This window comes from Sodalis sp. RH22 (assembly GCF_047324165.1).
In the GTDB taxonomy this organism is placed as follows: Bacteria; Pseudomonadota; Gammaproteobacteria; order Enterobacterales; family Enterobacteriaceae; genus Acerihabitans.
Genome location: NZ_CP178731.1, coordinates 5,300,348 through 5,320,266, shown reverse-complemented (window position 1 = coordinate 5,320,266; position 19,919 = coordinate 5,300,348). Strand labels below are relative to the sequence as shown.

The following is a 19,919-nucleotide window of genomic DNA, read 5'->3' as shown; positions in this document are numbered from 1 at the left end:
CTGTATATAAAACCAGTTTATACTGTGTTTAACCACAGCTGTGTTTTTATATACAGGAAACGTATCATGCTGGCTCAACTGACCATTGCTAACTTTGCGATCGTGCGCGAGTTGACGATTGATTTTCAATCGGGAATGAGCGTTATCACCGGCGAAACCGGGGCGGGCAAATCCATTGCCATCGATGCCCTCGGTTTGTGCCTCGGCAGCCGTTCCGACGCAGGCATGGTGCGCCCCGGCGCCCCCAGGGCGGATATCTGCGCGCGTTTCGCCCTCGGCGACGCCCCGCTGGCAGCGCGGTGGCTGGCGGACAATGAGCTGGATAACGGCAATGAATGCCTGCTGCGGCGCGTGGTCGGCCATGACGGGCGCTCGCGGGGGTTTATCAACGGCATGCCGGCGCCCTTATCGCAGTTGCGCGAGCTGGGCCATCACCTGATCCAGATCCACGGCCAGCATGCCCACCAGTTGCTGCTGCGTCCCGACTATCAAAAACAGCTGCTCGACGCCTATGCGGATGAACAAGCGCTGCGGCAATCCATGGCCGGCGCTTATCGGCAATGGCACCAGAGCTGCCTGGATCTGGCCGCGTTCCGCCAGCACGCCTCGGAGCGCGAGGCCAGGCGCGAATTATTGCAGTACCAGTTAAAGGAGCTGAACGATTTTATCCCGGCGGACGGCGAATTCGAGCAAATCGATCAGGAATACAAGCGGCTGGCCAACAGCGGCCAGTTGATCACCACCACCCGCCAGGCACTTGAGATGCTCAGCGAGGGCGAGGACCAGACCCTGCTTGGCCAGCTGTACGCCGTCCAGCAGCGGGTAGGCGAACTGGTGGGCATGGACGGCGCGCTTTCCCCGGTAATGGATCTGCTGGAAGAAGCCTCAATCCAGCTGACCGAGGCCGCGGAGGAGCTGCGCCATTACGGCGATCGGCTCGACCTGGACCCGGCGCGGCTGTATGAGCTGGAACAGCGGCTGTCCCGCCAGATCTCCCTGGCGCGCAAGCATCATGTGAAACCGGAAGACCTGCCGCTGTTTTATCAGCAGTTGCTGCAAGAACAACAGTTGCTGGAGCAGCACGACACCGACGCCCAGGCGCTGGTCGAGACCGTGGCGCAGCACCACCTCCAGGCGGTGCAAACCGCGCGGCGGCTGCATGAAAAACGCGTGCATCATGCCACTGAACTTTCCGCCCTGATTACCCGCAGTATCCGCGAGCTGTCCCTGCCGCACGGCAGGTTGGAAATCACGACGCATTTCGATGCCGAACAGCTGAGCGCCGAAGGGGCGGATCGTATCGAATTCCTGGTCACCACCAACCCCGGCCAGCCCTTGCAGCCGTTGGCGAAAGTGGCCTCCGGCGGCGAATTATCGCGCATCGGCCTGGCGATACAGGTGATTACCGCCCGCAAGATGGATACCCCGGCGCTGATTTTTGATGAAGTGGATGTGGGCATTAGTGGCCCCACCGCCGCAATTGTGGGTAAAATGCTGCGTCGGCTGGGGGAATCCACCCAGGTGATGTGCGTAACCCACTTGCCCCAGGTTGCGGGCTCCGGTCACCATCACTTTTTTGTCAGCAAAAATACCGACGGTAACGAGACCGAAACCCAAATGATCGCCCTGGACAAAAAAGCCCGCCTGCAAGAGCTGGCGCGCCTGTTGGGCGGGAGCGAGGTCACCAAAAATACGCTGGCAAACGCTAAAGAACTGCTCGCAGCTTAGAAAAGGCTAACTTTTTTACGTTCCCGTGGTCATAGATGGGCCTTGTAGAGGTTCCCAATGTCGGCAAGGTCTATTATCATCGGCATCCTATGCCTAAAAGGAATGTGATTATTATGAGCTGTAAGACGTTGACCGCTGCTGCCGTCGTTCTCCTGATGTTAACCGCCGGTTGCTCCACGCTTGAAAGATTGGTCTACCGCCCGGACATTAACCAGGGAAACTATCTGACAGCAACTGACGTAGCTAAAATTCATACCGGCATGACCAAGCAGCAGGTGGCGTATATCCTGGGCACGCCAATGATGCAGGATCCGTTCGGCAGCAGTACCTGGTTTTATGTGTTCCGCCGCCAGCCCGGTCATCAGCCTGTCACGCAACAAACGCTTACCCTGACCTTTAACAACACCGGCACCCTGACCAATATCGATAACCGGCCGTCATTGGATACCCCGCGCGGGTAAATCAGCGGTAAAAAGCCGAACTGAAGCGAAGCGGCAACGCCTGGCGAAGTAATCCCAGCGCAGGCGGCACAGCGGTAAAACGGGGCAATGCGAAGTTAACACGCTTGAGAGGGCAACGGGCCGGACGCCTGGGGTATATGACCTACCCTGCCGGCCCCCGGCGTCCCGCGCACTCGTCTACTTTTTCGTGCGTTCCGCGCGCTGGCGGCGCAACTCCTTGGGATCAATCAGCAGCGGGCGGTAAATTTCCACGCGATCGCCGTCGGTGAGCCGATCGCTTAATTTGGCCGGGCGACTAAAGATACCGACCTTATTCTTGTCCAGATCGATATCGTGCCGTATTGCCAGAAGGCCCGAGGCCTGTATCGCCTGCTCAAGCGTACTGCCCGCAGCCAGCACCAACTGCCGCAGGTATTGCCGCTCAGGCAGCGCATACACCACTTCCACGCGGATATCCGCAGCTTCAGGCGGCACGGTAAACCTCTTTTGCCCGCTGGGTGAATGCCTGGACCATGTTATTCGCCATCTCTTTAAAAATTGGCCCGAACGCCAGCTCGATTAGCCGGTTCTTAAACTCAAAGCTCATTTCGAATTCGACCTTGCACGCCTCGGGACTCAGCGTGGTAAAACGCCAGTCCCCGGCAAACGAGCGGAATGGCCCTTCTACCAGGCGCATTACGATGCTTTCGTTATCGGTGATGACATTACGGGTCCTGAATGTTTTGCTGATGCCCGCTTTGGAAACATCCATCTCGGCGGTCAGTTCGTTTCCTTCCTTGGCCAGCACGCGGCTGCCGGTGCATCCGGGAATAAACTCCGGATAAGCGCGAATATCATTGACCAAGGCAAACATTTGCTCCGCGCTGTAGGGCACTAACGCGGAACGACTGATATGAGGCATAAGGGTTCCTGTCTTGACGATCATTGCTTAATATTATCATTTATCTGTCTTGAGACAAAAAGTGTTGGCGCCCGTTTGTCTTAAAAAGCATCAATACCGCAAGGTAACGTAAGGAAAGCATTTTATTCCCGCCCATAAAACTGTATAATATTTAGTATCATGACAAAGAAAAAAGCTTACAAACCCGGTTCAGCCACCATTGCGCAAAACAAGCGCGCCCGACATGAATATTTCATCGAGGAAGAGTTCGAAGCCGGACTCGCGTTGCAGGGATGGGAAGTCAAATCGCTCCGTGCCGGCAAGGCCAACATCAGCGATAGCTATGTGCTGCTTAAAGATGGCGAAGCCTTCTTATTTGGCGCCACCTTCCAGCCGCTTATGGCCGCCTCGTCGCATGTGGTATGCGACCCTATGCGCACGCGTAAACTTCTGCTCAACAAGCGTGAGTTAAGCTCGCTGTTCGGCCGGGTGAACCGCGAGGGCTACACCGTGGTCGCCCTGTCGCTGTACTGGAAAAACGCCTGGACCAAGGTCAAGATTGGCGTCGCCAAGGGTAAAAAAGATTTCGATAAGCGTGAGGATGTCAAATCACGCGAATGGCAAGTCGATAAAGCACGCATTATGAAGAACGCCAACCGTTAAGATTTGCCGCGCTATTGAATTTTTGCTATAATGAAATTAACAACTTGGGGCTGATTCTGGATTCGACGGGATTTGTGAAACCCAAGGTGCATGCCGAGGTGAGGTAGGCCTCGTTAAACAGCCTCAAAAAAAATAATTGCAAACGACTCGCAATACGAACCCGCTGCTTTAGCAGCTTAATCAGTCTAAACCACTGATGGTTCCCTCTCTCCCTAGCCTCCGCTCTTAGGACGGGGATCAAGAGAGGTCAAACCCAAAAGAGCTCGCGTAGAGATCCTGCCTGGGGTCAAAGCGTCAAATCTAATCAGGCTAGTTTGTTAGTAGCGTGTCCATCCGCAGCTAACTGGCGAATGTAATGATTGGACTAAGCATGTAGTACCGAGGATGTAATAATTCCGGACGGGGGTTCAAATCCCCCCAGCTCCACCAATAAAAACAAAGGGTTGCGCGCAAGCGCGACCCTTTCTCTTTTGGATTGGCGGCAAAATGGCGACAGGCTAGTAACGGATGTAAAGCAAACCAGCTGATAAGGCCACACCTTGGCATGCAGCCAATCTTGTTCCGGCAGAGATGCCCCTTACCATTGCCCGGTTGCCCCATAGAGGGACAATTTCTTGCCGTGTAATCACCCGCAAGAAACAATAAAACCCAAAGTTTTAGTTATTCCTATTCATGATTCACACCCGTTGTGTGACCCATGCCAGGGCTATTTTATTTCGTCGTTTTGTGGCTTTCTCATGAGCATCAAATATTTTTTGAACGGTTTAGCATCACCTTTCAGATAGGCCTCCCCGCCCGCAAATACATCCATCACCCCTGATTACTTAACACTATGTTATATATTAATAAAAAATGAAAAGACTGAACAGTATTACGTCAATCTTTCCGCGTGGGACCCACGTAACACTGTTGCTACCCTTTTAACTTAGTGCTAAATTTAGTATCAAATATCATACTAAAAAGGACTCGTTATGTCGGTACAACCTATCCTTGCCAATGTGTCGGTGAGTATCAGCGATTTTAAAAAGTCACCTAATGGCGCCCTGAAAGAGGCCCACGGCCAACCGGTGGCGGTGTTGACCAACGGCCATATCTCCGGTTACTACATTTCACCGGAAACATGGGAAGCCATGGTGGATTATCAGGAAGATATCGAGCTTGGCAAGATCGCCCGTTCACGGATGAAAGGTAAGCGCGTTAAGGTCAAGCTGGATGAGCTATGAGTTGGAGTTTGAAGAGCATGCTCTTAAGGAGTTTAAAAAACTGGGCGCGCCGTTACGGGAGCAGTTCAAAAAGAAGTTAAAAGAGATTTTGGTCAATCCCCATATTCCCGCCAATCGGCTCAGCGGCATGCCTGATTGTTATAAAATCAAGCTCAGGTCTGCCGGGTATCGGTTGGTTTACCAGGCGATCGATGAACAGGTGATTGTGCTGGTGCTGGCCGTGGGCAAACGCGACCGCTCGGAAGTTTATAACGCCGCTAAAGCCTGGCTATAACCGGGTGGCATGTGCTGGAACAACGGTTCAAAATCTGACCACATAATCCCATCACTTTTCCGCATTGGTATACGTTTAGGTATATCCTAAAATCTGAATTGCAACTTAATCCATTTATACCAATGCATTACGTTGAAAATGCAGATTCCCCCGGCCGCTGAAGCCAGATTGAAAGAGATAACATATGAACGCTAAACGCCTGCCGCCAACCAAAACCCATGACGAAATGGTCACTGAGTGGATGGGGCAACCGGAATTCAAGGCTGAATACGAAAAACCGGATCGGGAATGCGCCCTACTTGATGAGCGGTTGGCCGCACGCAAAAAAGCCGGCCTCGCCCAAGCGCAAATCGCTGAGCGAATGTGAACCAAAACAACGGCTATTACACGGTTGGAACGCGGTTTAGCCTCCGGTACCCAATTGCCGCGTTTGCCCCGGAAGACGAAGACATGGCCGGACAACGGATCTTCCCGGAGGGCGGATACGACTTTGGCGGCGAGGCCCTGGAATCCCTTTCTCATATCAGTGTGGCCGGCGACCAGCCAGATACTGTAAGTATCTCTGCCAAACGGACCATTCACATTTAGAGATCTTCCGGCATATTGATTATGTCCCGATAGGAGATCGCCATGCGCAAAGCCCGATTCACCAAACACCAGATCATCGCCGTTCTGAAGTCAGTCGAAGCCAGACGCAGCGTTAAAGATGTCTGCCGCGAAGCCGGTATCGCTGAAGCCAGCTACTACAATTGGAAAGCGAAATTTGGCGCCATGGAAGCCTCTAATATCAAAAAGATGAAAGATCTTGAGGATGAAAACCGTAGCCTGAAACAGATGTTTGCCGATCTCAGTCTGGAAAACCGGGCGTTGAAAGATGTCATCGAAAAAATGTTTGGTTCGCCCCCGTTTTGCAAGCATACGATGATAAAAGCTGTTTGCGTTAATGTATCCGGCCTCTCGCAAGTCAGCTGCTTTTGGCAGCAAGGCCATGATGGGATAAGCGCGTCGTTAGAGTGCTGGATCGGATAGTGGCAAATCGCGGATATCCGCTGAAACTGCGGATGGATAACGGTCCGGAACTGATATCGCTCACGCTGGCGCAATGGGCGGAAGAACATGGCGTGATACTGGAATTTATCAGGCCGGGCAAGCGGACACAGAATGCGTTTATCGAACGGTCGAACCGGACGTACCGGACAGAAATACTGGATTTTTATCTGTTCAGGACACTGAATGAAGTACGGGAAATCACAGAGTGCTGGCTGACTGAATATAACAGCGAGCGGCCTCATGAATCGCTGAATAACCTGACGCCGGAAGAGTACCGGCTGATGGCTGAAAATCCGGAAATCTCAAAAAGTGTGTGGGACTAAAACCGGTGTGCTTACAGTTTCAGCCCTATCTCAGAAATGAGCCGCAATCGCCTAACCACCTGACTGACCCTGATCCCGGATTAGTGACCCGAACCCCAGAAGAAATTTCAAGCCACAATATTGTCGAGGTAGGTGCGGGACTATGGTGGCTGATTGTTAGATTTAACAGATAGGCCAACAAGGAATGGCCACCCGGAGGCAGTATTGTTAAAAGTGGTTATTATACCCACTATCATATTGACTCATATTTTTTCTGTGGGTACTATACCCACAGAGGGACAAAATGGAGTCAGGATGGAAAGCGCTAAATTAATCAAGCTATTGATAAATGATGGATGGATAGCAAGGAAACAAAAAGCAAGCAGTCATATCACGCTTGAAAAGGAGGGAGTAAGGGAAATCATCACCCTTCCCCACCCAAGGAAAGAAATCTCAAAAGGAGTTCTAAGACAAGTAAAGAAGATTTCGGGGCTAAAGGTCATTTAACAGAAAGGACGGTGCAAGCTGCCTTTAATAGCGCTTTCACCCTTAGTATAGTAAGTCATGCGAGGTACTTAATGATCTATCCAGTTTTCATTTTCGGAACTAAAAGCGGTGAATATGACGGTTATTTCCCCGATATTCCCGGTTGTTTTTTTGCCGGGGATACATTGGAAGAAGCCGTTCGCGACGCAGAAAAAGCATTCGGTATACATGCTGAAGCCCTAACAGAGCGCGGCGAGCACGTTCCCGCTCCTACTGATCCCTCAGCCTATATTCACGATGATCGCCTGTCAGAGGATGACGGCTTCCTAGGCTTTGTTGAGCTCGATCCGACAAAGTACGAAACCAAAGCCGTTAAATTTAATCTCACTATGCCCGGCAATCTCATTACGGCCATCGACCGTTATATTGAGACAAACGGGCATTACAAAAACCGTTCGGCGTTTCTTGCGGAGTTGGCCCGCAAGGAAATTGCGAGAAACTGATTGATATGGCCTCTAGCGGGGCCAATCTTGTTTACACCTACAGAGATTTTCGCTGAAGCCCCCTTATTCCCATGAAAGCACGTTTAACCGGGAACGGACGACGTTGACGTCGCCTTTGGCCTTGTTCCTTCGCGCCGTCGCACAGCATTAGCCAATCATGTAAGTTCGGCCATAACCTGCCCCAGAACCGAAGGCTCAAGGTAAAAATAACCGGAAATAATGAGCATTTTACTTTTCTTATCCTGCAGTCCAGCCGGCCTCAACACATGGCGAAGTGGGATAAGATAATCAAAAGTGTGTAAGCACAATTTTGCCCTGGATACTGCCTGATAAAGCACGCTGATGTGCAGCTGAAGCCATTTGTAAAGGGTAGGTGCTATCAATGACGACCCTGATAATTCCTGTTTCCAGAAGGCTACCCGCCGCTGAGAGTTGCGCGCCACTGGAACGCACTTGCGTTGTTGACACCGTAATTCCTCTTTCGGCGGCCTCCTTCTGCCCGGAAAAATGCAAAGGATTAACAAGAAACATTGCCCCGCCTTGCTTGATGCTGCTCAAAAAGCGCTCAACGTGCGTTCCACCTGAAGTATCAATGACAAGATCGGCATTTTTTACTACGGTCTCGGGAGCTATTTTGGTGTAGTCGATAAACTCATCCGCACCGAGATCGCGTAAAAGCGCCTCATTGCGGGAAGAAGCGACTGCAATCACTCGCGCACCTTTCCACTTGGCAATCTGCACCGCAAGGTGTCCTACGCCTCCTCCGGCGCCGTTGACCACTACTGTCCGGCCTTTTAGAGGAACAGGTGTATGTTTGAATGGTTGAAACGGATTTGGCGCGTCATGCCCCAGTTCGACAAGGAACTGCCAGGCCGTCAGCAGTGACATCGGCGCACCCGCGGCCTGGACATGTTCGATGCTCTGAGGTTTTAACGCCAGCTCTGATGCAGGAACGCTCACGTAGTCGGCATAGGCACCGCTGCCTTCCATGGCTCTTTCAGGAAAACGCACCATGGAATAGACTTCATCGCCAATGCTGAATCCGGAAACATTTTTGCCGACCGCTACGACTACACCGGATATATCCGTGCCCAGGATGAGCGGAAAGTGGGGATGGGGCCACCATTCAGGCGGCAACGCCCGATAACCGTCACGCAGATACCAGTCTGGCGGGTTGAGACTGACCGCATACACCCGAACAAGCACTTCCGTACATCCCATCGTTGGCCGGGGTGCATCTTCATATTTAAGGTTCTCTGGACCACCAAACGCGTGCAGTCGTACTGCTTTCATCATTTCAGTCATCACAAGCTCACTCTAATGGGGATTCAGTTGCCAGATAATATGACTAATAATGATGATTGATAATGGGGCTGGATTTCGCTTTAATGTTGCCATGAAGGAACAAATAGGTTTTGAAAGACTCACCGGTCTCATCGCATTCGCTCGCGCGGGAGCGCTTGGCAGCTATACCGCCGCTGCCCGCTCGCTATCCGTTTCACCTTCAGCGATAAGTAAGAGCATCCAGCGACTGGAACAGCGTCTTGGCGTCACTTTATTCACCCGCACCACACGCTCGCTGGTTTTGACTGCTGAAGGCCGCAAACTGCACGAGAGGGCTTTACGGTTGTTGCGCGATGCCGAGGAGCTCGAGCAGGTAGCCATGCGTACGCGGGCAGAGCCCGCGGGAACATTACGCATTGCGGCATCGTTGCCGATAGGCCTCCATATGATCGCCCCTGCGCTTGCGCCATTCTGCGCCCTGCATCCAAAAGTGACGATTGACTTACGGTTAAGCGATCGCGTGATAAGTATCGTTGACGAAAGTATTGATATTGCCATCCGGCTCGGCGACCTCGCGGATTCAAATCTCCTGTCGCGTCGCCTTTCGCCCTATCAGATGGGTTGTTATGCTTCGCCTGATTATTTGGCCAAATGCGCCCCGCCAAAACACCCTAATGATCTTATAGGGCATAAAACGGTCAATCTGCGCTACCAAAATACGGGGCGGATTTTTCGCTGGCCGTTCCGGGTTGGCGAGCGGGAGATCGAAATCGTGCCGTCATCTGCTGTCATCGTCGATGCAAGCGAAGCCGTTATAGCGGCAGTCGCTGCCGGTGCCGGAATAGGAATGGCGACAAGTTTTATGGCGGCTTCTTTGGTAAGGCGCCGGGAGTTAATTCCCGTTCTGACGGATTTTTCTGTAGAACGGCATAATATTTCGGCAGTCTGGCATGAAAGTCGTCGTTCAAACCCTGCCGTACGTGCGTTTCTGGAATTTATGCTGGCACAGTTTTAAATTCTCTTAACTGGCCGCCCGCAAAACGGCGGACATGTCCCGTCACCACGCGGCAACAGGTGACAGCCGGTAGCAGCGCACAACCGGAGGAAAGCGCGTCGGGTATAGAATGCATTGCCCCCTCCTGCCACAGTGATCCTGAAAACCCGCGGCATAGCAGCGCAGCCGGAATACGCGCTATGGCCGTTTATTTCAGACGTCTGGATTTCAGTGAGCAAGCATCCGGGCATGAAATGCGTTATACCTGATGACCCCCTAATTAAACAGCAGGAGCCCGTAATGGATTTGGATCTCAAAGACAAAGTGGCGCTGGTGACAGGCGCCAGCACCGGTATCGGTTTCAGCATTTGTGAAGAGCTGGCGGCAAACGGTGTGCATCTGGTGATGGTGGCCAGGACCCAGTCGCGGCTGGACGACGCCGCCGACAGGCTGGCGCGGCGTTATGGCGTCTCCACGCTGCCGCTGGCGGGCGACGTGACCGATGCCGCGTTTCCCCGTGAGGCAGTCCGCCTGGCGGAGCAGCGGTTTGCCGGCATTGATTTACTGGTCAATAATGCGGGCCGGGCCCATGCCGGCACGCTGCTGACCACCACGGAGGAAGACTGGGAGGCGATGACCGCCACCAAATTTACCGCCATGCGCCGTTTTTGCCGCGAGGTGATCCCGGGTATGCAACGGCGGCGGTGGGGGCGTATCGTGAACATCTCCTCCATCGGAGGGCTGTATCCCAACCCGCCGCTAACCGTTTCCCATGCCCTGAGTGCGGCCATTAATAATTTGACCCGCAGTTTGGCGCTGGATGTCGCGCCGATGGGTATTCTGGTCAATGCCATTGGCGTTGGCGCGGTCGCGACGGAAAACTGGGCAAACAACATGCTGCCCAACGTTCGCGAGCGCCGCCCGGAACTGGCGGGTAAAACCGATGAGGACATCATGGACATTCTCGGTAAGGAAAGAACCCCCGTCGGGCGTTTCGGACGCCCGGAGGATATCGCCGTTATCGCCGCGTTTTTGCTTTCCGCACGCAATCAGTTCGTTACCGGGCACACCGTGGAAGCGTCCGGCGGCGCGGACCGGTTTATGTAATGCTGATCACACCCGCTGCTATGGCCAGGTATACAGCGGGTTGACATGGGTAAGGAGGCGCCGCCGCATTTTCTCCCCAGACAAATGTTCCCTTTCAGGATAGCGGCCTGCGCGCCGCTTAGCGGCACAGGCATCAGAAGAAACGCAACCCAGGTTGCATCCTTCGGGATCAGCGCGAGCCGCTAAATGGTCTGGATATATTGTGAAGCGTTTTCTCTTCTGCCGCCAATGGCATAGGTCTTTGCCTCCCGCGGCAGGAGATGGAAATGTTCCGGGGGGAAAGGCGGCGGTACGGACACACGCCAGGCGTTATCCGCCGGCTCGTCGAGGCATGGGGTCGGTCCGAATTATTTCAGACCTTGAGCAATTTTACCGTGGCATCCACGTCTATCTCATCTTCCGAGAAGATTAACGTCGTTCCCTGGAAGGTGGTGATCGCCAGTTTTTTCAGCGAGCGCATGTCGCCAGGCTTCGTGGCTGATTTCGGCCGGATGCTACTCATCAGCACCCCTACGGACAGCACCGCATTTTCTTTATCAATGCGGGTATCGGCCGGCACTTCTTCGCTGTAAACCAGGTAAGACTTGATCGACGTAAGCTTAAGACGCTCGCCTGCGATATAGATGTATTTGCTTTCCGGTGCGACTTTCACGGCATAAGCCGACAACCCCTTGTTATTCGTGGTGGGTTCGAAGGTCACCGCCGCATCTTTCTTAATCAGCTCAGGGTTGGCGACCTTAATCACATGAAAATAACGGTTATCGCCGTTTTCATCTTTGATAAATCCAAAACCTTTATCTTTAAACCAGGTTGTGATCGTTCCATTCATCGCCGTTACCGCCTGCTTAATCGTTTATCTAATCAGTTTTTGCAGCGCGCAGTGTAAAACACAATGCCTGCGCAGACTACGTCTTTGGTTTAAGTCTGGACGATAAATGTAGGGTATGCGAACGGGACGGCCAGGTAAAGGCGTCAGCGACGCAGAGTGAAACGCTGCGGCCAGACGTGGCGGAAGAGTTAATGTGGCGGCGGCAGTATCAGGTCTGGCTACTTTTTGCGCAAAAGAAAAACAGCCGCTGCCGTCATAACGCCTATGAGGGGCATGGCTCCGGCGCCGGCTATGAAGTTATGCTGATCTATTCGTTTTTCCCGGCGGATATCAGCAAAGCGGGCGAGCGCGTGGTTTTCATCAGTGGCGCTGACCTCTTCAAATTGTTTTTTATAACCCTGATGGGTCAGCCGAGAGGCCAGGTCCGTGTCTGATCTTTCCAGCACGACGGTTTGCTTCCCCTTTTTGAAAAAAAGGTATTCCGGCATTGGGTGCTCCACCTGGAAGAGGATTTGATATAAATAATATATCCGGTCTCACTTCATGTTGTACACATCTGCCTGTATATTCGCCGCCGCCAGATCAATCACGCGTATTTTATTCGCTCATTTACAGTAAGGAATGTTTTTGGCCCTATTCATCTGCCACTCCCGGGCTGATATGGTCTGGATGATTGTTCAGTGTCAGCGCAAGCAGCCTCTGCTGAAGGCTGAGCAGGCTTTCCCTGTTTCCCGGCGTTCCGCCTTTAAGCAGACTCGTGAACCAGATGCCGTCTGCCGCAAGTCTGGCAATCTCCAGATCCGGTGCACTGTCAGTCTCCTGATGCTGTTTCAGGCGCTGAGCGAGCCAGCTTTCCCAGCGTGTTATCAGTTCAGGTTCAGCACAGAGAGAAAACGTCAGAGCTGACATCTTTTCCGTGCAGGCGACAATTGTCGTCCTGATATAAGCCCGTGTAAAGCGACCGTAGCCGCCGGGGTCACGCGCCATGAAGTCCTCAAGGAGTACATTGAACTGCTCTAGCTCATCATCAAATACCGCAGTGATAAGATCCTGCTTGCTGGAAAAATGGTGAAACAGGCCGCCTTTGGTCACACCCGCGTCAGAGGCGATGTCGCTGACGCTGACACCGGCAAAGCCACGGGCCGCCATCAGACTTGCCGTACTATTGAGCAAACGGCGGCGCACATTGACAGGGTCTTTTTTTGGTCTGCCGGACGCTGTCATCATCAGTGGGCGCTCATCTTGGAAAAGCCGTTAATCACCACCACGCCGACAACAATCAGCGCGATACCCGCGATGGCCGCCGCATCAGGTTTTTGCCTGAAAACGACCACGCCGATAAGGGTCGTCAGAATAATGCCCAGCCCTCCCCAGGAGGCATAAGCAATCCCTAGCGGAAGCGTACGCAGCACCTGAGCCAGCAGATAAAAGGAACAGGCATAAAGAACAGCGCAAATTAGCGAGGGCATAAGGCGGGTAAAATGTTCAGACTTGCCCAGAAACAGGGTGCCCACCACTTCCAGAACGATGGCGAGTGCGAGTGCTGCGTAAGCGAGTAGTGAAGACATGGTTTTCTCCTGAAATAAAAACCAATACTAGATACCTACCGGCCGGTATGCAAGTTAAGCGTCAGCGGTTTTTTTCTGCTGCGTAACCTCGGATTAACATAAGACGTGCTGTGACAGGCAGGAGCCCCCCGCGGCCATCCTCATGGCACCACGTTGCCGGTCACGCCTGTTGGCACCCATAACAGCAAAAAGGGACTAGCCCTAGCCTGGATACGATAAAAAGCGGGAACGCCAAAAGACGTCATCCCGTCGGGCCGGCAGCGCGGGCGTTGGCGACTGTCGAGAATAACCCTGCGTTTTCCGGTACTGGCTGAACATCCGATGTTAATGAAAAGCCCGGAAGGACTTTTCATACATCAGCATCCGCAAGGCGTTGATTACCACATCAAATCATCCGGCACTTTAAAATCGGCATACGGATCTTCTTCATCTTGTTCTTCCTGACTTAGCGCACTATTTAATACAATACTGTTCGCATCTCGCTGCGCAATTTTATCGGCTACGCTCGCCGGGATAATAGCGTATTTACTCACGCCGCTGTTATCATCAACCAACCGGGCAATGGCGAGACGGCCACTGATCAGCTGAGATTGAGTCAGCTTGTCCACAGCTATCTTTTTAATGAGATTATTATCTGTGAAGTTAAAATCAATATCGCCTCTGGCAATATTGATTCGATTCATTTCAATTAACTGCTTTACCTGGGCTTTATATTCTTTCGATAAAGCAGCGTGTTTTTGTTGCTCGCTGAGCTGTTTATCACGTTCAAGCTGTGCTTTTTTATTTTCTTCCACAGCCTCTCTTGCCTCACGGGCCTGCGCCCGTGATTTTTTAGCCGTTTTTTGGACTTTGGCTATTTTTTTGCTGGTTACTAATCCAGCTTTTAGCATCTGCTCTTGTAAGGTGAGTTTTGTCATCTTCGTTTCTCAAACAGTCGAATAATTTGTGTGATTATACCCGTAATGTATGAGGCTGTACCAGATTGAGCACCTGATCACCGTGCGGCATGAGTTTGGCGGGTCTATCATAGGCTGGCGTGACCTGCCCTTAGGATTTCAGCCCGGCCCCTCGCTCCCTGCCGCCAGCAATGGCACCAGCACGTCGCTGATGGGCGTGGGAATACCCTGTGAGCGACCATAACGCTGTATCACACCGTTGCGGATATCCCATTCCAGTGGGCGGTTGGCCTGACGATCGGCGAGAATGGAGGTGCCCAGATCCGCAGGCGCATGATGAAAGCCGTTAACGATCTCCTGCGGAACGTTATCATCCAGTACGGCGCCTTCCTCTCGCGCAACCGTCAGACATTCACGCAGATAAGCCAGTGCCAGTTCAGTGATATCCTCGCGTGAGAACATTCCGGCACGGCGATTCGCCAGTACCATCAGACCAGCGACCGCGTTCTGCAGCAGTTTGCGCCAGGCGATGGAGATAAAATCGGCTGACAGCTCAACCGCGCAGCGTGTGCCGCTAAGCGCATTCGCTACCCGTTTTGCCGGCGCCACATCCGGCAGCGTCAGGCGCGGTTTGGCGCGCAGCCAGACGGAGGCATCCGGCTCGCGCTGTGCCGGGAACCACACTACCGAAGGCAGCACCGTTGCGCCGTTGACCAAGGGTTCCAGTTGGGTTTTCTGCTCGACGCCATTTTGCAGTGCGCATACCACCGTGTTTTCATCGCACAGTGCGGCCAGCCAGTGGGCGCTGTCAGCTACCTGGGTGGTTTTCACCGCGATAAACACCAGATCGAACGGGTGGCTGATAGTCACCGGACGAGTCAATACCGGACCGGGCACCACAATTTCACCCTCATCGTGACGCAGAATTAACCGCGGATGCGCGGTGCGCCCGCAAAGGACCGGCGTGCGGTCAACTTCATGCAGTACAGCGGCGATGGTGGTACCGATAGCACCCGGACCAATAAGAGCAATTGTGGGATGATCAGACATCTTGTGTTCTCCTGATGTGAGTACCGCCGCGTAATAAGGCGTTCCAGCTGGCATGTTGCAGGGCGGCGAATAACGTAAGCAAAATAATGTGTCCAGGCATAGGCTCATGCTAAACAGCGCGCGCCCGGATGAAAAGTGAAGTGTCGTCATCGAGGCATGAGTAAATACTCATGTAGTAATGGTAACTGAGCTGCGCCTGTTGTGATTCTGCCAGTAACCAGCGACGGAATTTCATGATGGTTCCGATGACGCTTAGCAGTCCGGTCCTCATTTTGGCAGGGACGGTTGGCATACACCAGCCCACACTATGTCACCCCAATTCTGTCATGTCCCGCCATTAATTTCAGCCAGTAGCCAGCGTTCAAAATCCTGCAGTGCAGGTTCATTTATTCCTGTTTCCACCGGTTTTACCAAACAGAATTTTTTGCTCAGGTTTTCTGATTCTGGCCAGGGTGCGACAAGCGCTCCGCTACGCAGTTCTTTTTCGACGTACATACGCGGCACCATTGCCACGCCTTGTCCCGCCAAAGCGGCAGCTATTGCCATTTCATGAAGGTCATACCGGACACCTTGCGCCGGATTATCAAAGATTATTCCGTTTTCTTGGGCATAGTGATGCCATGCTTCCGGATTCTGCCGCCGGTGAATACGCGGTAGTTCGTTCAACCTCTCATAGACGTTCTTGTCCGTTAACAGTGCAGGATGGCATACAGGCACCAGTTTTTCCTGAAAGAGAAAATGCAAACGCATCCCTGCCCATGCGGGATGTTCAAAATGAACTGCGGCATCAAAGCCACTCCCGGTGAGAATGAATGGGTCGGTTCTGGCCGCAATATGTAATGTGATATCCGGATGCATAGATCTAAAGCCGTTCAGGCGGGGAATCAGCCAACGACTGGAAAACGTCGGCAGGACGGCAATTTCCAGACTTTTGCTACCTTCAGGCATCCCCATTATGTATTGAGTATCCCTGTCGAGTCGTTCGAGCGTTTCGCGTATGTGATGTGCATAGCGTGCCCCTACAGGATTAAGCTTGACGCGGCTTCCGGTACGGTCAAACAGTTTGCAGTTCAGCAAAGATTCAAGGCGCGCAATCTGCCGGCTGATGGCGCCTTCCGTCAGCGATAACTCCTCTGCGGCCCGGGCAAAATTACCGTGCCTTGCGGCAGCCTCAAAAGCCTGCAGGGAAGTGCTGCTGGGAATTTTTCTGCGCATAAAACCGCCCCTGTTGTGTGTATAGGGTGACCCATCAGTGACTGAATATCACTAAACCATGAAATAATATCGATTTATAGCCAAAAAAACAGCATGTAGCATGATGAAAAATCATTAAACGGGCTCATTAGATTCCTGCCGTTTATTCATGCAGAGGTTAGTCAATGTTGTATATCGTGGAATGCACCTATGCCAATCCCGGAAGCGAGGAAGACTGGAATGAATTTTACAGCCGGGAAAAACTGCCGGCGCTGGTCTCCGTCACCGGATTCAGCACTTCCCAGCGCTTCCGGGCCCTGAAACCTGGCTGCCCTGTTTATCTCGCCCTTCATACCATTAAGGATGCGGATGTTATCACCAGTGACGAATACCGGCTGAAAGGCGGCGGTAATTTCTCGCGCTGGCAGGAGCACATCACTGACTGGCACCGTAATCTGTATGAGTGTGAAGGCCCGGCTCCGGCCGTATCCTCGGATGAATTGCTGCTGCTCAGCGCCCGGCCGATCGGCTTTATCGAGACCGGGCTGGGATACCGGGTACTGGCAATGCAGGCGTCAGGGCTGGATAAATCCCCGGAGCGGCGCGTTGCATACGTTCTTGCACGTGAAAATGCCGCGCAGTTAGCAGAAGTTCCCGGAGCCTACCTCTACGAAACGCTTACACCGCAATTGCAGAACCCGGCTAAGGGTCACCAGAGAGGAAAACAATAAAATCATGCCAAATCTGACTTTTTACATTTCTGAAGATCAGTCTGACAGGTTCACCGCTCTCCCCGCTTTCACCCATATCTGCCGCGCACTGTGCAGTGAGATTCTCGGCGCAGAAGCAGAAAAAGTTCACATCATATATGTCGATGTCAGGCCGGGATGCGGGCATCCGGTGTATGCCGAACTCTGTTATCGCCTGACAAAATCGCGTGTGCCGGACGTGATGGAAAAGTTTATGCGTGAACTGGATCTGGCCATTCGGCAGGCTTCGGGGCTAATGGCGCGTATCCGCTGTTTTGGCTCGAGCGCACCACAAATATTCGCTCGAAACTGACCATGAGGAATTTATGAACCATCCGCCTTTCACATCCCGTCAGATTGGGGATTTTCTGGTTACCGCCCTGAGTGATGGCAATATGTCAGCCAGCCTGGATTTACTTTCAGGCATTGAGACAGCGGATGCTGGGTTAATTCAGCACAGCGCCGGGATCGCTGAACCCGGTAATATCCATATCAACTGTTATCTGATCCGCGGTCAGGGACGCACCATTCTGGTTGACGCCGGCGCGGGAGGCCTGAACAACGTCGGAGGGCTGCTCAAAAGAAACCTCGGTGCCGCGGGGGTAAGCCCTGCTGACGTAGACACCGTCTTATTGACGCACGGCCATCCTGACCATATTGGCGGCCTGCTGGATGCTGAAGGAAGGCCAGTCTATAAACATGCTGAACTCTATCTTCATCCTCTTGAAGCGGAATACTGGCGGGATGATGAAAGATTAAAAATGGCCAGCGAGCGTGGGCAGCGTAATTTTAAGCTGGTCCGCCGAACGTTAGAAGCGTATGCGCAGAACTTGCGCTTTCTGGACGGGAAGGACATAACAGGGGGCATTCTCCCGGTATGGCTGCCGGGTCACACGCCAGGCCATACCGGATTCCGCATCGATTCAGGTGATAAATGCTTATTGATATGGGGAGACATCGTCCACTTCCCGCATATCCAGTCAGCACACCCGGCCGTTTCCATTGTATTTGACTGCAATCCCGCTCAGGCCGAAGACACACGGAAAAAACTCCTGGAACAGGCAGTCAGGGAAAAACTGCTCGTTGCAGGCATGCACTTAGAGCGTCGGGGGTTTGCCAGCGTTCTCATGGCTGATGGCGGATATCGAATTTCCTACCCGGAAGAATGAATGGCTATTCGCCTCTCATGAAATACCTGTTCGCAAATCACTTAACCGCTGCCAAAAAAACAGAAGTGGTAGAGGAGTAAGCCAGGAGCGGGCGATCTGCTCTCCATTGATTAACGCGCCGCGATGTTAGTCGTGTTTGCTCGTGGCGCAGGGCTGACTGTCAGATCAAATGTAATTACCCAAACTAAGTTGTTTGGTGCGCACTGTAAGGTCGTCGCTCACCCCACCCTATAAGCGTCTCATCGTAGTTTATTGGAACTATTCCGTAAGCCGCTTGCCAGTTGAGTAAACACCTCAATAATTTTTGGCAGCGCCCGCTGAGGATTGTCGCTCGCAGCAATCCAAAGTGCGGAATTCAGCGCGGCACTGTTTAACAGATGTGCAGCGGCATCCGCGTCAACCGATTTAAGTACGCCGCGTTCGATCAGCTTTATAACGGTCTGGCGGGTGGATTCGAGGCAGCTATTCTGGCTGGGCCATTGTGTAGGATCCCCAAGGAAAGCCGGACCATCAAGCAGAACGATGCGCCTTACTTCTGTGTCCAGCGCCATCTTAATGTAGGCAATCCCTTCAGCCAGCAGCCTTTCCCAGTCGTCACCGGCAGTCGCGGCGGCGGCTTTGGCTCGTTGTGCCATTTCACCATCTACTTGAGCAATAACAGCGGCAAGCAGCCCCTTTTTATCACCAAAGTTGTGGTATAGCGCCCCACGTGTCAGGCCAACGCTGGCGGTTAATTCATCCATTGATACGGCAGCAAAACCTCTTTCGGCAAAGGATTTCCGCGCTGCCGTAATCAATTTGGCGCGGTTCTCTTCCATTGTTTCAGCGCGGCATTTGGCGGCCATACGATCTCCTTTTTGACATACGTAACGGATGTTATTTGACATACGCGGCGTATGTGTGATTAATTCAACATACGCCGCGTATATTAAATCAATTTTACATACCGCGCATCCCGCATCACACATTGACTCAAGAAAGGACATGCCATGATCCAGCGTGAACCTATTTTTCCTGCTAACCGCCATGCTCTCTATGAAGAACATGGTTATTCCGCCGCGATCCGCTCTGGCGATATGTTGTTCGTTTCCGGCCAGGTTGGCAGCCGCGCCGACGGTACGCCGGAGCCGGATTTTGCCGCGCAGGTGCAACTTGCGTTTGATAACCTGGCAGCGACTCTTGCAGCAGCTGGTTGTACGTTTGACGACCTGCTTGATGTCACCACCTTTCATACTGACCCGGAAAATCAGTTTCCGACGATTATGCAGGTGAAACAGTCAATTTTCCCGCAGCCCCCTTACCCGAACTGGACAGCCGTTGGAGTGACCTGGCTTGCAGGATTCGATTTTGAAATTAAGGTCATTGCCCGAATTCCAGCTTCAACCTCCGCAGGTTGACAGACAGTAATGTTAGTGACGTCTTCATCAATGGGATGAGGACGTCACTATGAAAAGCGTTGTTTCAGAACCGACATAACGTCCACTCTTGGCACAGAGCGGACATTTCAGC

Annotated in this window: 25 protein-coding genes, 1 other RNA gene and 3 pseudogenes; 17 read left to right on the top strand and 12 right to left on the bottom strand. The window is 52.7% G+C overall.

The genetic code is table 11. The features are described 5' to 3' along the window. Positions 1-66: 66 nt before the first annotated feature. Entirely contained in the window at positions 67-1,728 is a 1,662-nt protein-coding gene (gene recN / locus ACL2XN_RS24230) for a DNA repair protein RecN (protein WP_410013966.1), read from the top strand. Positions 1,729-1,841: 113 nt separating this feature from the next. Beyond that, positions 1,842-2,189, top strand: a complete 348-nt coding sequence (gene bamE / locus ACL2XN_RS24225; protein ID WP_410013965.1) for an outer membrane protein assembly factor BamE — start codon at positions 1,842-1,844, stop codon at positions 2,187-2,189. Between the two features lie 177 nt (positions 2,190-2,366). Here the strand turns inward: bamE and ACL2XN_RS24220 are convergent, their stop codons facing one another. Together ACL2XN_RS24220 and ACL2XN_RS24215 are read right to left on the bottom strand one after the other, a co-directional pair. Then, entirely contained in the window at positions 2,367-2,663 is a 297-nt protein-coding gene (locus ACL2XN_RS24220; protein WP_413729642.1) for an RnfH family protein, read from the bottom strand. Further along, complete coding sequence (locus tag ACL2XN_RS24215; RefSeq protein WP_413721195.1) at positions 2,653-3,090, bottom strand: SRPBCC family protein; 438 nt, start codon at positions 3,088-3,090, stop codon at positions 2,653-2,655. The genes ACL2XN_RS24220 and ACL2XN_RS24215 overlap by 11 nt, the downstream gene beginning before the upstream one ends. A 159-nt stretch (positions 3,091-3,249) precedes the next feature. Between ACL2XN_RS24215 and smpB the strand changes: the two genes are divergently transcribed. The 5 genes from smpB (at position 3,250) to ACL2XN_RS24190 (ending at position 5,596) form a co-directional block, all read left to right on the top strand. Beyond that, positions 3,250-3,732 (top strand): SsrA-binding protein SmpB, encoded by a 483-nt coding sequence (gene smpB, locus ACL2XN_RS24210; RefSeq protein WP_410013963.1) that lies wholly within the window; start codon positions 3,250-3,252, stop codon positions 3,730-3,732. A 46-nt stretch (positions 3,733-3,778) separates the two neighbouring features. Next, positions 3,779-4,161, top strand: a transfer-messenger RNA (tmRNA) gene (ssrA, locus tag ACL2XN_RS24205). 542 nt (positions 4,162-4,703) lie between these two features. Beyond that, positions 4,704-4,955: a prevent-host-death protein gene (locus tag ACL2XN_RS24200; protein WP_410013962.1), complete on the top strand. Its 252-nt coding sequence runs from the start codon at positions 4,704-4,706 to the stop codon at positions 4,953-4,955. Beyond that, positions 4,945-5,229 (top strand): type II toxin-antitoxin system RelE family toxin, encoded by a 285-nt coding sequence (locus tag ACL2XN_RS24195; protein ID WP_413729641.1) that lies wholly within the window; start codon positions 4,945-4,947, stop codon positions 5,227-5,229. Before ACL2XN_RS24200 ends, ACL2XN_RS24195 begins: the two co-directional genes overlap by 11 nt. Positions 5,230-5,413: 184 nt before the next feature. Then, a complete protein-coding gene (locus ACL2XN_RS24190) occupies positions 5,414-5,596 on the top strand; it encodes a hypothetical protein (protein WP_410016824.1) in 183 nt (60 codons plus the stop codon). 47 nt (positions 5,597-5,643) lie between these two features. On the opposite strand, the pseudogene tnpB reads toward ACL2XN_RS24190, so the two are convergent. After that, positions 5,644-5,751 (bottom strand): annotated as a pseudogene (tnpB, locus tag ACL2XN_RS24185) (IS66 family insertion sequence element accessory protein TnpB); the annotation flags it as partial. 108 nt (positions 5,752-5,859) lie between these two features. On the opposite strand from tnpB, the pseudogene ACL2XN_RS24180 reads away from it, so the two are divergent. From ACL2XN_RS24180 to ACL2XN_RS24165, 4 genes and pseudogenes are all read left to right on the top strand, one after another. Further along, a pseudogene (locus ACL2XN_RS24180) lies at positions 5,860-6,118 on the top strand (transposase); the annotation flags it as partial. A 109-nt stretch (positions 6,119-6,227) separates the two neighbouring features. Next, a pseudogene (locus ACL2XN_RS24175) lies at positions 6,228-6,602 on the top strand (integrase core domain-containing protein); the annotation flags it as partial. Positions 6,603-6,896: 294 nt separating this feature from the next. After that, positions 6,897-7,088: a type II toxin-antitoxin system HicA family toxin gene (locus tag ACL2XN_RS24170; protein WP_413729639.1), complete on the top strand. Its 192-nt coding sequence runs from the start codon at positions 6,897-6,899 to the stop codon at positions 7,086-7,088. A gap of 71 nt (positions 7,089-7,159) precedes the next feature. Continuing rightward, positions 7,160-7,570: a type II toxin-antitoxin system HicB family antitoxin gene (locus tag ACL2XN_RS24165; protein ID WP_410013959.1), complete on the top strand. Its 411-nt coding sequence runs from the start codon at positions 7,160-7,162 to the stop codon at positions 7,568-7,570. A gap of 288 nt (positions 7,571-7,858) precedes the next feature. On the opposite strand, the gene ACL2XN_RS24160 is transcribed toward ACL2XN_RS24165, so the two are convergent. Beyond that, positions 7,859-8,875, bottom strand: coding sequence for an NADP-dependent oxidoreductase (locus ACL2XN_RS24160; RefSeq protein ID WP_413729638.1), 1,017 nt, complete (start codon positions 8,873-8,875; stop codon positions 7,859-7,861). A gap of 91 nt (positions 8,876-8,966) precedes the next feature. On the opposite strand from ACL2XN_RS24160, the gene ACL2XN_RS24155 reads away from it, so the two are divergent. Beyond that, positions 8,967-9,869 (top strand): LysR family transcriptional regulator, encoded by a 903-nt coding sequence (locus ACL2XN_RS24155; RefSeq protein WP_413731022.1) that lies wholly within the window; start codon positions 8,967-8,969, stop codon positions 9,867-9,869. Between the two features lie 279 nt (positions 9,870-10,148). Next, positions 10,149-10,955, top strand: a complete 807-nt coding sequence (locus tag ACL2XN_RS24150) for an SDR family NAD(P)-dependent oxidoreductase (protein ID WP_413721208.1) — start codon at positions 10,149-10,151, stop codon at positions 10,953-10,955. Positions 10,956-11,307: 352 nt separating this feature from the next. On the opposite strand, the gene ACL2XN_RS24145 is transcribed toward ACL2XN_RS24150, so the two are convergent. The 7 genes from ACL2XN_RS24145 to ACL2XN_RS24115 form a co-directional block, all read right to left on the bottom strand. After that, positions 11,308-11,784: a cold-shock protein gene (locus ACL2XN_RS24145; protein ID WP_413729637.1), complete on the bottom strand. Its 477-nt coding sequence runs from the start codon at positions 11,782-11,784 to the stop codon at positions 11,308-11,310. Positions 11,785-12,002: 218 nt separating this feature from the next. Then, positions 12,003-12,272 carry a hypothetical protein gene (locus ACL2XN_RS24140; RefSeq protein WP_413729636.1) on the bottom strand — a complete coding sequence of 90 codons (270 nt, stop codon included), beginning with the start codon at positions 12,270-12,272 and terminating at the stop codon, positions 12,003-12,005. A 145-nt stretch (positions 12,273-12,417) separates the two neighbouring features. Then, a complete protein-coding gene (locus ACL2XN_RS24135; protein WP_410013954.1) occupies positions 12,418-13,011 on the bottom strand; it encodes a TetR/AcrR family transcriptional regulator in 594 nt (197 codons plus the stop codon). Further along, a complete protein-coding gene (locus ACL2XN_RS24130) occupies positions 13,011-13,352 on the bottom strand; it encodes a DMT family transporter (protein ID WP_410013953.1) in 342 nt (113 codons plus the stop codon). The genes ACL2XN_RS24135 and ACL2XN_RS24130 overlap by 1 nt, the downstream gene beginning before the upstream one ends. Positions 13,353-13,729: 377 nt before the next feature. After that, positions 13,730-14,269, bottom strand: a complete 540-nt coding sequence (locus ACL2XN_RS24125; protein ID WP_413727840.1) for a DUF2058 domain-containing protein — start codon at positions 14,267-14,269, stop codon at positions 13,730-13,732. A gap of 138 nt (positions 14,270-14,407) precedes the next feature. Continuing rightward, complete coding sequence (locus ACL2XN_RS24120) at positions 14,408-15,298, bottom strand: oxidoreductase (protein ID WP_413729635.1); 891 nt, start codon at positions 15,296-15,298, stop codon at positions 14,408-14,410. A 324-nt stretch (positions 15,299-15,622) separates the two neighbouring features. After that, positions 15,623-16,513 (bottom strand): LysR substrate-binding domain-containing protein, encoded by an 891-nt coding sequence (locus ACL2XN_RS24115; RefSeq protein ID WP_413729633.1) that lies wholly within the window; start codon positions 16,511-16,513, stop codon positions 15,623-15,625. A gap of 164 nt (positions 16,514-16,677) precedes the next feature. On the opposite strand from ACL2XN_RS24115, the gene ACL2XN_RS24110 reads away from it, so the two are divergent. From ACL2XN_RS24110 to ACL2XN_RS24100, 3 genes are read left to right on the top strand one after another with little or no spacing between them, the layout of a single operon-like run. Then, positions 16,678-17,223: a sugar ABC transporter gene (locus tag ACL2XN_RS24110; protein WP_413729632.1), complete on the top strand. Its 546-nt coding sequence runs from the start codon at positions 16,678-16,680 to the stop codon at positions 17,221-17,223. Between the two features lie 4 nt (positions 17,224-17,227). Continuing rightward, a complete protein-coding gene (locus ACL2XN_RS24105) occupies positions 17,228-17,554 on the top strand; it encodes a hypothetical protein (protein WP_410013948.1) in 327 nt (108 codons plus the stop codon). Positions 17,555-17,567: 13 nt separating this feature from the next. After that, on the top strand, positions 17,568-18,410 hold the full coding sequence (locus ACL2XN_RS24100) for an MBL fold metallo-hydrolase (protein WP_413729631.1): 843 nt from the start codon (positions 17,568-17,570) through the stop codon (positions 18,408-18,410). 239 nt (positions 18,411-18,649) lie between these two features. Here the strand turns inward: ACL2XN_RS24100 and ACL2XN_RS24095 are convergent, their stop codons facing one another. Next, a complete protein-coding gene (locus ACL2XN_RS24095; protein ID WP_413729630.1) occupies positions 18,650-19,255 on the bottom strand; it encodes a TetR/AcrR family transcriptional regulator in 606 nt (201 codons plus the stop codon). A 144-nt stretch (positions 19,256-19,399) separates the two neighbouring features. On the opposite strand from ACL2XN_RS24095, the gene ACL2XN_RS24090 reads away from it, so the two are divergent. Beyond that, complete coding sequence (locus ACL2XN_RS24090; RefSeq protein WP_261106733.1) at positions 19,400-19,807, top strand: RidA family protein; 408 nt, start codon at positions 19,400-19,402, stop codon at positions 19,805-19,807. The last annotated feature ends 112 nt before the right edge of the window (positions 19,808-19,919 follow it).